The organism is Schlesneria paludicola DSM 18645, assembly GCF_000255655.1.
GTDB lineage: Bacteria > Planctomycetota > Planctomycetia > Planctomycetales > Planctomycetaceae > Schlesneria > Schlesneria paludicola.
Window position 1 is genome coordinate 1467294 of the sequence record NZ_JH636435.1, and the last position, 14139, is coordinate 1481432.

General features: G+C 55.1%; 7 protein-coding genes. 4 read left to right on the forward strand and 3 right to left on the reverse strand.

Annotated elements, in window-relative coordinates; genetic code table 11:
• Positions 1 to 242 precede the first annotated feature (242 nt).
• Positions 243 to 5984 (forward strand): beta strand repeat-containing protein, encoded by a 5742-nt coding sequence (locus tag OSO_RS0123705; RefSeq protein WP_010585564.1) that lies wholly within the window; start codon positions 243 to 245, stop codon positions 5982 to 5984.
• Here the strand turns inward: OSO_RS0123705 and OSO_RS52310 are convergent.
• Positions 5981 to 6103 carry a hypothetical protein gene (locus OSO_RS52310; RefSeq protein ID WP_261340391.1) on the reverse strand — a complete coding sequence of 41 codons (123 nt, stop codon included), beginning with the start codon at positions 6101 to 6103 and terminating at the stop codon, positions 5981 to 5983. The two genes, OSO_RS0123705 and OSO_RS52310, sit on opposite strands and share 4 nt — an antisense overlap.
• Between OSO_RS52310 and OSO_RS44820 the strand changes: the two genes are divergently transcribed.
• Positions 6102 to 7301 carry a PLP-dependent transferase gene (locus OSO_RS44820; RefSeq protein WP_010585565.1) on the forward strand — a complete coding sequence of 400 codons (1200 nt, stop codon included), beginning with the start codon at positions 6102 to 6104 and terminating at the stop codon, positions 7299 to 7301. The two genes, OSO_RS52310 and OSO_RS44820, sit on opposite strands and share 2 nt — an antisense overlap.
• Positions 7302 to 7501: 200 nt before the next feature.
• On the opposite strand, the gene OSO_RS0123720 is transcribed toward OSO_RS44820, so the two are convergent.
• The gene (locus OSO_RS0123720) at positions 7502 to 8965 is read right to left on the reverse strand and encodes an amidohydrolase family protein (protein ID WP_010585566.1); all 1464 of its coding nucleotides are present in this window, start codon (positions 8963 to 8965) and stop codon (positions 7502 to 7504) included.
• A 303-nt stretch (positions 8966 to 9268) separates the two neighbouring features.
• Between OSO_RS0123720 and OSO_RS0123725 the strand changes: the two genes are divergently transcribed.
• A complete protein-coding gene (locus OSO_RS0123725) occupies positions 9269 to 11041 on the forward strand; it encodes a S1C family serine protease (protein WP_040593098.1) in 1773 nt (590 codons plus the stop codon).
• Positions 11042 to 11059: 18 nt separating this feature from the next.
• Entirely contained in the window at positions 11060 to 12187 is a 1128-nt protein-coding gene (locus OSO_RS0123730; protein ID WP_010585568.1) for a S1C family serine protease, read from the forward strand.
• Between the two features lie 802 nt (positions 12188 to 12989).
• Here OSO_RS0123730 and OSO_RS0123750 read toward each other — a convergent pair.
• Positions 12990 to 14009, reverse strand: coding sequence for a hypothetical protein (locus OSO_RS0123750; protein ID WP_237729328.1), 1020 nt, complete (start codon positions 14007 to 14009; stop codon positions 12990 to 12992).
• Positions 14010 to 14139: the final 130 nt, after the last annotated feature.

Consider the following 14139-nt stretch of genomic DNA (forward strand, 5'->3'; position numbering starts at 1 on the left):
ATCGACCCGTGATTTTGAAGAACACACGGAGCCTTGTTGAACCTGGGAAATTAGGTGAGATCTTCCGATTACGCCAAAAGTGAGAGTTCTAACGATTTTTCGCTCATCCGACTCACCCGACTTTTCCGAAAACACAGGATAACCGCTAGAGGCGGAATAACCGTTAGGGTCTGACAACAGGTCGGCTCTGACACAAGGTCGGAACAGTGGTGGGTTTTCGCAGCAGGACGCTGGAGTAACCGATGAATCTCACAGTCAAACGGTGTTTATTGGGCCTGGTCGCTCCGGCGGCCATGTTCGGAATGGTTTGGGCTCAGGAATCTGAGTCCATCGGCACCGTCCAGCTCGGTCGACGAGCACAGGCCCCGGTACAAGTCCCCGAGATCGAGCAGATCCAGGGAACAGTGCAGGAGGTCCCGAATTACCAACCTGGTGTCGTGGATTTCGGCCCATCAGCCGCTCCATCCATGCCAGCGCCGCGAGGGCCCGGACAGCCCGGTTATGGGAACTATTTCCGCGTGTCAGCGGTCGACCAGGTGATGACACCGCGGTTTACCGTGGATTCGCGCGGCGGGGGCCTGTATGGCTACAACGCCGGCTACTCCAATATCGGGGTCTTCATGCCGTACAAAATCGACGACACGTCGATCTTGTTCGCCACCGGCCTGGGCCTGGTCACTTATGATGGTCGCGGTGGTGCGACCGTCGGCGGTGGCTGGCGGCACTGGATGGAAGACATTGACCGCATCATTGGTGTGGCGGGCTTCTACGACTTCGACAACGGCCACGCCAAGCCCTACCAGCAGTTGGGCTTGAGCCTGGAATCGCTTGGACGTTACGTCGACTACCGAATCAACGGTTACCTGCCCGTCAGCAGCGCCGACCATGTCTTGAATTCAAGCCTGGTGGGAACCGCGGCGTTGTTCGGAAATGGAATCGGCTTACTGCGAACCAACACGGTTGAACAAGCCTTCTCGGGCTTGGACGCCGAAATGGGTGGTCCCACTCCATTCCTGGGCCGCTATGGTCTGAATGCCTATCTCGGTGGCTACTACTACATGGGTTCCGGAGCCAACGCCGGAAGTTTCACCGGGGTCAGCGGACGCATTCAAGCCCAAATCAACGAAGACGTGTCGTTCGGTGTTCAAGTGACGAACGATCACATGTTCGGCCTGAACACTCAGTTCCAGGTCTTCATGAACATTCCGAATGGCCGTCCCGGCCGCTGGATGCGCAACCTTCGCGTGCAGGACAAGCTCGTCCAGAACGTCTTCCGCCAGAATCGCGTCGTCGCCAAGACCGAGACCTATTCCACGTATGACGCAGCGATTAACCCCAACACTCATCAGGCTTACTTCGTCGCCAACATTGACCCGAATGCCACGACGAACGGTGACGGCAGTGTGAACAATCCGTTCAGCAGCATCGCCAACTACGAGGCCGTTTCCGTTGCACAACAACAGCGATACGACATCATCCTCGTCCGCCCCAATATCAACGGCACACACGACAACCTGGACACGAAATCGACGCTTAACGTCTACAGTGGTCAGCAGTTGCTCAGTACCACGGTTCAACAGACCTTCGTGACGGAAAACCTGCCGGGAATCACCTTGCCAATCCCTGGGTTCACCGGCGGGGCAGCACCGATTCTGTACAACAGCTCGGGCGGAGACGTGATCACCCTCGTGGGCGGGAATACAAAAGCCCAACAGGTTTCTGGATTTGACATCGTCGGCAGTTCGACCGGCAATGGGATCTTCGGTAACAACAATACCGCGGTGAACATCAGCAACAACACCATTGAGGGTGGATTGAACGGCGTCAAGCTGACCAACCTGTCGGGGACCATCAGCGGTGGAACTCAAGCCCAGTTCTTCAACAACACCATCCAGAACAACATCAATAACGGCATCCAGATCACGAACAACGGATCACCTCCGTCTGTTCCGAATCTGGAAGTCATCGTGCAGAACAATACCTTCAAGACCAACGGCGGAGACGGCCTGAGAATTGACGCCCTGGCCGGTTCCAAAATCGGGGGCCTCATTGGGGGCCTGGATTCTGCGGCAACCTCGACATCTCCCGCCATCACCCGCTCCAACACCTTTGATGGCAACCTTGGGAATGGTTTGAACCTGACCGCCAATGGTGGAACGCTGGACTTCCAGAACACCGCGACTTCAGCAAACGGGATCGTCAACAACACGTTCGTTTCCAACGTGCTCGATGGATTGCACATCGACAGCACAAACAACTCGAACGTGGCATTCTCGATCTTCAAGAACACGTTTGGAAGTGCGGCCGACTCGGTGATCAATAGCGAGTTCGGCGTCAAACCAACTTCGACGCACGCCAACCATCGATTTGGAATCGGATTGGTCGCAGACAGCGGCACGACGGTCATCAACATCGGGGGCGCAACGTCCACGAATCCTGACGGTTCCACCTTCAATCCTGGCAACTCGTTCTACGCCAACGATGTCTTCAGCTCATCCGGTACGAAGATCCTGACCCCCGGCAACGCCGTCGACTTTGCCGTCACGGGAACTTCGGTGCTCACGTACAACCTGACCAACAACTTGATCAAGAACACCTACACGCTGAATGCACCGCCGCCAATCGATCAGTTCACATTCACCTTCACCGGGACGAGTGGAACCGATCCATTCACACTGCAAAACCTGTCCACCGCCTTGGCGGGACGAACGGCTGCCACGATCACAGGGATGACATGGGACCTATCGTCGTCCGCATCCTTGCTCGCACCAAGTGGACCGACCGAACTTCGACCGAACCCCGTCGTGATCCAGCCTGCCGCAGGCGACAACCTGCTCGCATCGGTCAACAACGTTGCAGTACAAACGGGAACAAGTCCACTCACCGTGGCCGCTGCAGGAGCTTTGCCAGCGGACAACGCCAACCTCGGTATGGTCGATTTCGGTCAACAGTTGAAGCTCGGATTCAACCAGGCCAATTTCACCAGCGGAACATCGTTCAACGCACCAGTCCTGTTGTTGCAAGGCGACAGAACCACGATCGCGACGGCGGCACAGGTCAACAACTCCACACTCACGGTGACATTCAACGATGGTTCTACCGCTCGTGCAGCCGTTCACACCACGACCTTGAACGGGATCACGACCGCATCAGCAACCGCAACGACATTCGGACCGCTTGATCCTGGATACGGCAGTGGCAGCGATGGGATCCATATTGCCGCTTCGGGCAATGCCACAGTCAATGCCTCGACAATCACAAACAACAACATCTCGGGTGTCGCAGGATTTGGTATCCATGTCGAAACCAACGGTGCCGCCCGATCAACCGACCTGACCATTGCCAACAACACGTTGCAGTTCAACGGCATCGGAACGGATGCCAACTTCAATCCCGTGTTCACGGGTGGTGGAATCTCGGTCCAAATGAACGGAACCGTACCGACCGCAGAATTCGACGTCTTGATGCAAAGCAACACCGTGACGTCAAACTTCAACAACGGAATTAACGTTTCTGCCGACGGGTACGGAACAATGAACGTCAACAGCCTCTCTAACAACTTGCTGGGTAACTCGACTGACCCAACGAACCCAACCGGAAACGGTGGCAACGCCTTCAACGTTTCGTCGAACGGAAATGCCACGCTGAACTTCAACAGCTCGGGCAATCAGGTCAGTGGTAACGGAATTGGTAGTGCTGTGAATCCTTCTCTGACGGGCGGTGACAACATCGCGGTGTCGGCGGGTGGAAACTCGACGGCGAACTACACCTTCCACGGACTGACTTCGAACAATGCCGGTGGAAGCGGTCTGTCCGCCACCTCGCGTGGTCGAGGGATCCTGAACTTGATCGTGGACAATAACAGCACGTTTACGGCAAACGAAGCAAACGGGATCCAGCTCGCGTCCAACGACACGTCATTGCTGAACGTCAATATCTCCAAGTCAGCCATGGACTCCAACGGTGAGAACGGAATTGGAATCAATCGTTATGCGGGATCGCTCATCCTGGCGAACATCTCGAATTCGACGATGAACTCCAACGCTTCGAACGGACTGTTCTTTCTGGGACTCGGATCGGACCCAACCAATCCGAATCAGCAGCAAACGGGAACCGCAAACACCATCAATATCATCAACAGCTCGATGGATGGTAATGGTATCGATGGTGCTCGCATGAATGCATATGGTCAATCCGTTGAAGTCATGAACGTCCTCAACAGTTCGTTCAACAACAACCTTGGCAACGGCTTCCATATCGACATGGCACCCGGTGCCGCATTTGGAAACGTCGCGGCCAACATCGCTTCGACGTTCGACCATATCGAGGCAACGGGGAACGGTGCCAACGGGATCTTCCTGAGCAGTCAGGTCACGAATGCCCCACTGGATGACGCAGAGTCCGGGACGTTGTTCAATATCAACTCGGTCCACGGCGATACGGTCATCTCCAATAATGGAAACAACGGCTTCCTGATGCAAATGGAAGGTGGCGTTCACAATGTGACGATTCAGAGTGACGGAAATGTCACCCCTGTCCACCAGACCGTGATTCAGTCCAATCGCGCCGACGGGATCCACGTCGACGTCGGCAACTTCGGGAACGTCACACTCAATGCGAATTCGATTCTGATCGGTGGGACGGCTGCCCAGGGCAACGGTGGCGATGGAATCGACTTTGACGTCGTCCTGTCACGACAGTTGACCGCGGCGCAGTTGAATTCGAGTGACCCCAATACCGTCGGACTGGCAACGTTTATGACCGAATACGAACATGCCGGAATCGGGACGCTGAATGTCAACAACACCACGATCTCCAATAATAAGGGCAATGGAATCCAGTTGTACTACAACAGCCTGCTTGGTGATGGATTTAACCCTGCCGAATACGCGACGAGAACCACAACTCGCTGGTACGACGGCTATGGACAGATCAATGCGAACGTCACCAACAGTACCATTGTCAACAATGGTCAAAGTGGGGTTCGAATCGAGTTGCTTGGACACTCGGGCGGTGACCGATGGAGTCGCTATGGTGGGCAATCCGGAATTAACACGTTCAATTTTACGGGTAACGTGATTTCGAACAACGGCACCTACGGGCTCTTCTTCGAATCGAATCCAGGCCTCATCCAAGATCAACGTCAGTATGGATTCTTCAGCCCACCAGATCCACCAGGATCGTCGAACGTGCCGCTCAACCCTGTTGACTATGTGAACTCGACAGGCGGATACGCGATGAACTATGGAGCCAGCGGGATCGCCAGTTCGAAAATCAAGGACGGATTCCTGTTGAGCAACTGGATGAATCTCGCCACCGTCTCGAACTCACAACTGTTCTTGACAAACAACAAGATTAAGGAAAACGGCCAGAATCAGGACATCAACAACGCCGACGGCATCAAACTGCGAATCGGTACCGGCTCTTACCTGGCAGCAGACCTCCAGGGCAACGACTTGCGAGGAAACGTGGGATCATCGATTCGAACCGAGTCTTTCATTCAGTACAACCAAACAAACGGTGCCGTGCTCGTCCAGTTACCGAGTGTCAAAGGCTCACTCACCACACCGTCACAAGTCGAACTTGACCCAACGGCTCAGTTGGATCTGCGGATGAATAACAACATTGGTAACACTGCGAACTTCGTCAATCCGATGACCAACCTGTCCGGCGGACTTCTGGGAAGCGACAGCCCAAATGGTGCCGTTTGGATCTGGGAAGGACTTAAGGATCCGTTCGATACGCGACCTCCTGGTTTCCCACGATTGGCACAACTGTTCCAGATCGACGATGCGTTCAACGTGAACAGCAATAACTCGTTCATCTCAAGCATCTCGGGCGTAGGAGTGACTCAAGACCTTCAAGCTCAGCTCTACGATGCAAACTACTACTTGCGACCCACGGCGGCCGGAACATTCCCGAATCCGGTCGGAGTGTTCCCCTCGGACGCAAGCACGAACCCTGGCGACCCGTTCGCCAACTAGTCTGACTCTGCAGACCTGACGACATCGCACAAAGCCGCATCCAATTCTGGAGGCGGCTTTGTGTCTTTCTCGATTGGCAGGATCACCACTTGTGATTTGAGAATTTGAAAGAACGTCATGACTACTGATATCTATGCCCAGTTCGGAATTCCGCCGATCGTCAATGCCGTCGGCTATGCCTCCCGTGTGAGTGGCAGTTGTCCCCACCCAGACGTCATCGCGGCGATGGCCGCCGCCAGTACGCAATACGTCGAAATCGACGACGTGCTACGCGCCGCCAGTCAACTGATCCAGCGCTCCACCGGGGCCGAAGCGGGAATCATCACCTGCGGCGCCGCGGCCGCGCTGACATTGGCGGCCGCGGCCTGCCTGGCGGGGAATCGCCCCGAACTCATGGACGCCCTGCCAGATGCGTCTCAATGCCCGCGCGATGAAATCATTTACCCCCTCGCCGGGCCATTCGACTACGACCATCCGATTCGCCTGTCCGGCGCAAAACTGGTCTCACTCGACTATAAAGCCCCGGACGCCCTCGCACAGATTGAACGCCAGATTCACGCACGCACCGCGGCGATCGGCTGGGTCTGGCTGTCAATGACCGAGATCCCTGATCTCACCGCCTTGATCGAACTGGCACACCGACACGGGCTACCCGTCATCATTGATGCGGCCTTCTCAATGCTTCCCGTCGAGAATTTAACGTCCTTCATCCACCGCGGCGCCGACCTGGTGGCTTACAGCGGCGGAAAGCATCTCGGCGGCCCCCAGGCATCGGGAATCCTGTGTGGCCGCACAGGCCTCATCCGCAGCGCCTGGGTACAGATGGTCGATATGGACGTTCGGGCGGGAACCTGGTCACTGCAAGCGTGGATTGACGAAGGCTGGATCAGCCGGCCGCCCCGCCATGGAATTGGCCGCTCGATGAAAGTCAGCAAAGAGTCGATGATCGGCCTGATGGCGGCACTCGAACGGTATGCAAAACGGGATCATCAAGCGGAAATCGTACAATGGCACGCGGCGATCGACGAAATCCAACAAGGGTTGAGCGGAATTACGGAACTGCGGATTACCAAACGTTCACAAGCCGCAAACGGACAGCCGTATCCCAACCTGCTCATTGAATCTGGCACGCCTCCGACAGGAATGACCGTTCGGCGATTGATCCTGAAATTGCGTTCGCGACCAAAGAAAATCATCCTGGCCGAGGACGAAACCAATCCTGATCAGGCCGTGCTGAATCCCAACTGCCTGCTTCCGGGCGATGCTGGTGAGATTGTCACATCGATTCGCAACGTCATTGCGGAGCACCGTCGCTGAACCATGGACACGCCGCATTTCACATACGTCGCCCGCGTCATCGTGCACAGTCCAAAGACAAGGGGACAGGCATATGTTCCCGGTTCAATTGGAATCCAGAGCGCATCGACTGGAGTCAACCATCCCTTTAGCACGGAAAATGAGTTCGTCCTCGGCCTTTGAACGGCTACGTCGCCCGCGGACAGATCGATCAATCGGTTTCATTCGGGTGGGACAAGCTTCAACAAGTCGGCAGGGTGCGATTCAATTCCCTCGTGAAACACCCGTTCGATCGAGCGTGTGTGCCGAATATCGTCCAGCGGATTGGCAGACAACAACACCAGATCTGCAACTTTGCCGGCCGTAATCGTTCCCAACCGATCGCGTTCACCAAGCGTTGTCGCATTGTTCAGCGTGGCGGCACGAATCGCTGCAGCGGGAGGCAATCCAGAACCGACTAGCAGTTCCAATTCCAGATGCAGGGACAAACCCGGCGGAACATTCGGTTCAGGAGCATCCGTTCCCGCCTGAATCGGAACGCCAGCCCGATAGAGCTTTCCGGTCAGTTCTTGAAATTTGGCGAACTCACGTCGCCGGTCCTCAAGCGGCCCCCCTTGCGGGCATCCTGATCGCTTCAGATAGACCGGCCAAAAATCTCGCAATCGTTTGGGAACCGACTCGCAATCACGCTGATCGCACGGCTCAAGAACGTCCGGCAGTAGCAACATATTGCGAAATACGCTCAACGTCGGATCGACAAAGATCTTTTGTCTGGCCAGTTCCGAAACCAGCGATTCGCTGAGTGGATTGTTCACGTCCAGCCGCCCCCGATGACCCGGCTGCCCCGAAACCTCTGGGGGGATCACATAGTTGAACACCGACCAGATATGTTCGAGACCATTGACACCGTCGGCCACGGCATCCTGTGCGGAGTATCGTCCCAAGTGTGCCGTCACAAAAAGTCCGCGCCGATGACTTTCGTCGATGATCGCCCGTCCGACAGGACGTGCGGTCCCCGCATAGATTTTGACCGTACGCACGTCCCAGGCCTTCAGCTCGTCGAACAGCTCGCCGACTCGACCCGGATCGGTGATCGCGTAGCCGATATCACGATGAATGGGTGGGTCGCCGTCGAGCAACGGGCTGCAGGTAAAGACCCGCGGAGCACGTTCTGGATGACTGGCTGCAAACCGAGCAACCAATCGGCCCGCAACCAGTTCGTCTCCTGTACTGCGAACCGACGTCACTCCGGCGGCGAGATAAAGCGGTAAGACTTCGTCACCGGTGACATGTGCGAAATCCAGGACATGCACCACATGCACGTGCGCGTCGATCAGACCGGGAATCGCATATTTTCCACGGCCGTCGATCCTTCGAACATCACCGGGCATTGGACCGATTTCCTGTGCACCGACAACGCGTTCAATCTGCGAGCCGCGAATCACGATCGTCTGGTTCGGTACCATTTCGCCGGATTCGACATCCAAGACACTGCATTGTTCGATCGAAGTCCGGGCTTCAGCAGTCTCGCCAGTCCGATGATCGGCCATCAGCCATAGCAGAACACTGAACACCGCCAAGGCCGGTCCCGACTTCGCAATGGGCGATCGAGATCGTCTCGTCGTCTTGAATTTCGCCGAATTGAATTTCACCGCGACGGCCATCAGAGCATTTCGATCCGCCATGTAATGTCACTCTCGCTCAAGGGATGAGGTGTTGACCACGTCATCACAGAGGTCTTTCAATCGGCGACACGAGACCGTGCGCGGCAGTATATCATTCCAGGATTTCACGATTCGATTCTGATGACAAAATCTCGGAATCCGATCCACGCAGATCACCTGGATCAGATACGATTGCCGCAGGCGGATTTTCACTTTTTTCGGATGCTACACTTCCGCAAGGGCATCGGATCAGCGAACCTGATATCACAGAAGAAGCCACATGTTGCAGTGGCAACACGTCCATGGCCGTTCAGAAAGTGCTTCATGAAGAGTTCAATAACGCTGTGTTCAAAGACGCTGTGGAGTCTCTTCTTCGGATTGATCGCCCTGAATGGCGAGTCGCTTGTCGCCGCCGATCCAGCGGTGCTCGAGGCGCAGCAGTCGCGGATGGACATCGTGAACAAAGCCGCGAAGACAGTCGTGGCGATCTTCTCGCCGGACGGTAACGGCGGCGGATCAGGGGTCCTGGTCACCCCGGATGGATATGCACTCTCAAACTATCACGTCACGAGCGCCTGTGGCGACTTCATGAAGTGTGGCCTGAACGATGGTGTGCTGTACGACGCGGTCATCGTCGGCATTGATCCAACGGGCGATGTGGCGCTGCTGAAACTCTTGGGACGGACCGATTTCCCTCACGCGCCACTTGGCGATAGCGATCTCGTTTCGGCAGGCGACTGGACGTACGCTATGGGCAATCCATTCTTGTTGGCAACGGACTTTCAGCCGACCGTCACGTTTGGAATGGTCAGTGGCGTCCATCGTTATCAGTACCCCGCCGGAACGTTTCTGGAATACACCGATTGCATTCAAGTCGATACGTCGATCAACCCCGGCAATTCAGGCGGCCCCTTGTTCAATGCTGCGGGCGAGCTGATTGGAATCAATGGACGGATTGCGGTCGAGAAACGCGGCCGCGTGAACATTGGCGCGGGTTACGCGATCTCGATCAATCAGATCAAGCACTTCATGGATCAATTGCGAGGCGGCCAGATCGTCGACCATGCGACCTTGGGTGCGACGGTTCGTTCAGGTTCCGATCGAACAGTGCTGGTCGATTCGATTCTCGAAACGTCGGATGTTTACCGACGTGGCCTGCGCGAAGACGACGAAATCATTTCGTTTGCAGGCCGCCCCATCGGCAGCGTGAATCAGTTCAAAAACATTCTGGGAATTTATCCCTCGGGATGGTCGTTGCCCTTGGTCTATCGCCGCGATGGAAAGAAGAACGAAATCATCGTTCAACTGCCCGCACTGCATCAGCGGTCAGAGATCGCCAAATCCGCAGGCTCCAAACAGCCGCACCCAGAACGACACGATCCAGATGGTCCGCCACATTCCGACGGCACCAGTGCTCAATTGCCCAAGGACGAACTTCCCGATGAATACAAACAACTCTTCGAGAAGAAAGCCGGTTACGCCAACTACTACTTCAACCGCCTGGAACAACAACGCGTTCTCGCGGGGCTCGAGCGATTTGCGAATTGGCACGGAGCCGTCGGAAAATGGAATCTTTCAGGACGAACCGCTGACGGAGATACCTTCCAGTTGAAATTGTATCCCCAAGCTCTCACCGCACAGTTCACCAAACGCGCCCCCGGACTCCAGAACCTCGACGGAACCGATTTTCTAGACGAACCGCCGGGCACGGGCGGCTTACTGGCGGCACTCTATCAATTCAAGTTGCTGCTGACAGAAGGGCCAACCGCATTCAATGAGGTCTTTTACGATGGCAGTCAGCCGCTGGACGGCCGGGCGATGCATGTCGATGTCCTGGTCACGAAAAAATCGACGCTGGAGTGCCGCTGGTACTTCCGGGCATCGGACGGAACCCTGATCGGTTTCGACTCGTCCCTGGGCATCGACAGCGATTCGTGTGACATTCGATTTTTGCAGTATGGCGAGTTCCAGGGAAATCGTTTTCCCAACCGATGGATGGTCCGCTATGGAGACACTGAATACGGCATCTTCGACTTGATCGGGGTCGAAGCATCAACATCAACGGGAACCGATAAACCCACCGAATCCAACAAATAGCGGGTGATTCACCTTGAGATGAATTCCTCACGAGTGACGATTCCCGCCTTTCAGACCTGGCAACAACTCATGACAGCACGACATCAGCGATCTTCATATCCCGCGTTTCTGATCCGGTCGTTGCCCATTCTTGCGATCATGAGCGTGCTGCTGACCTCTTCGACCACAGCGTCGGCACAATCGATGTCGGGCACGATCGGACGTGTCGCCCCCAAAGTGGTGAAGATTTTTGGTGCGGGCGGCGGAAAAAATCTGTACTCGTACGGATCGGGATTTCTGGTATCCCCGCAAGGGCATATCGTCACAGCGCAAAGCCACATTCTGGACAGTGACACCGTCGCCGTGGTCTTACACGACGGACGCCGGTTTGAAGGAAAAGTCATCGCCGCGGAACCGCCGCTCGACATGGCACTTCTGAAAATCGAAGCAGAAGGGTTGCCATATTTCGATCTGACGCAGGCGACCACCGCCGCCCCCGGCAGTCGCGTACTGGGCTTCAGCAATGCATTCAAAGTCGCGACCGGCGACGAGCCCGTGTCTGTGATTCACGGAGTGATCGCCGCAAAAACCAACCTGACAGCACGACGCGGTGCCTTCGAGTCGCCCTACACCGGCCCCGTCTATGTCGTCGATGCCGTTACGAACAATTCCGGTGCCGCGGGTGGAGTCCTGACCACTTGGGACGGACGCTTGATTGGCATGATCGGAAAAGAGCTACGAAACACGCAGACGAACACCTGGTTGAACTATGTGATGCCGATCGAAGAACTGCGTGAAACCATTGATCAGATCATCGCCGGACGATTCTCGTCCAAGAAACCAGACGACGAAAACGAAGATGGCATCGTCAAAGCAAGACCCCGACGATACGAGGCAGCGGACTTTGGCTTTGTGACAATTCCCGATGTCGTGGCACGAACCCCAGCCTACATCGATCGTGTTCTTCCGGGATCGCTGGCCGAAGCAGCCGGACTGAAACCAAACGACTTGATCCTGTTCGTCGGCGACTTGCTCGTTCCGTCGTGCCGTATCCTGCAGGATGAGCTGGGACGACTGGAAAGCGGCGACCAACTGAAGCTGGTGGTCCGCCGCGACGACAAGCTCGTCACGTTCACTCTCGCCGTCCCCAAGAAGGAAGAAGAGTAGTTTTCCCTTCTTGGGCACGGCAGATCTTCAGGCCCGAACTGGCCGGCAAGTCTCCTAGCCAGAGTCGGAGGCGTCGCCGCCATAGGTTCTGGACCAGATCACAATCAGAAGATTCTGAGGTCTGAAGGACCGGACAGTCTCTTTCGATTCCCAATGGATCAACCAGGCAACCCGTTGCCGATGAAATTCGGGGCTGCTCCAACACAGCTTGGCACGCTTTTTGCGCAAGCAACTTCGTTGGCTAATGCCAGCGTATGGATACGCCATCTGAAGTTGAAAATGCGAACTCTCCGAGCGCAATGACAGCAAAAGATATCGTCGGTCCCAAAGATATCGACCAGTTGATTCCACTTCTGAAGCGATAGCGCGACGGCGGAGGCGCTCGTGATAAAGCGTGGAGCCGAGAACTTCATTTCGACCAGTACGCCGCACTGGTGCTGCTTTATCGCTTCAATCCGACCTGATCATCATTGCGGGCCGCTCAGCAGGCGAGCGAACTTCCCAATGTCCAATCGCGATTAGGATGTGGTCGCGCGGCACTCGGTTCGCTGTCCGAAACTTCTATAATCTTCGATCCTGAACAGTTGATCGAGATGATCCAGGAACTCGGGGGACAACTTCGCCCCCTGGTGAAAGATCATCAACTGACGGACATTCACCGGAGACAGGCCATTGACGAATGCACATCGCGCGGCAAATGTGCTCGACCCTTGAATTCACTCGTTAAGATATGCCGTGCCGGACAGCATTGGAACGGGTACCTTCGATCTATTAGATTCATTAAAAAATACTGAGCCGCAAGCTAGCGAGGCCTGCGCCTCTTCGACCACAAAAACAAGACGCCGAGTAATAACAATACGATGACATTAGCAAGCGCAACAAGCCACCGCATCCCGTTACTCGTCGACATTTTTAACTCATCTTTTTCATGGTTTGAGAGATCCAAAACTGGGTCCGGAGAAATCTTGCTTCCATCCCAGTAGCCGACAATCCGATTTATTCGATAATCGTTTATCATCGTATTTATGGGAAGGCCTATTGATGCGATCTCGAATCGCTGGGGGGCAATCTCCGCTGCAAGGTTCATCGTAATTACTTTCAGAGTATCATACGTTTCCTGACCATCGCGGAAGCTCCGAATACTAACTTCTGTTGGAAAAGGCGACGTTGGGTCATCGCCGTTAAAAATAGATTCAATGACAGCCGTTTCACCAGATCGCTCCCATACATTTGTCCGCTTGTGGACACGAAAATCCGACTCCGAAATCCAAAACTCTGATATCATATCTTTTTGAGTCAGCTTAATCCGCGTCGCAATCACTCCGTTAATCTTTTCTGCACCTTCATGCGTAATTGAGTCATATCGCTCCAGCCACAAAAGGCCGTCAACGGACGCGTGAGCTGCATGGATATTTGCCAATCCAATTATCTTAGGGTCGAAAGCATATATGCCCCGGCGGCCGACTCCTTCACTCAAATCAAACAAGTCCAAATCGGCAGATGGCCTTCTGATAAACCCAGAAACCGCGTCTTCGCTGATAATATACACCGAAGGCTCGATCGAATCGCTCAGCTGCTCGCAACGCCTCTTTCCATTGCTTTGCTCAATATTAAAATGATAAGACACCGCGTTTCGATCTGTCTTCACACGCCTTGTTTCAAGGATCAGCTCTGCCTTTATCGACCGATACTCATTCCGGCGTGTTGCGACGCCGCGCAGCAATGCCGCCGCAGCCGCCGAGGAATCAACTTCCTTGCACACAGAACCGATCGGCAACCCGAGGATAATGCTGCTGAGAATAATTAGGAAAAACGCAGGCACAGCACTTGACTCACAAGACCTGCGACCGCAACTCTTACTCTTCTTCATTGTTCAGTTCGAACTCCCGCGAGTATTGCTTTTCCAATTGCCTCCTCACCAGAATCTGTGGGTGAATTCTGGTTCTGGCAGC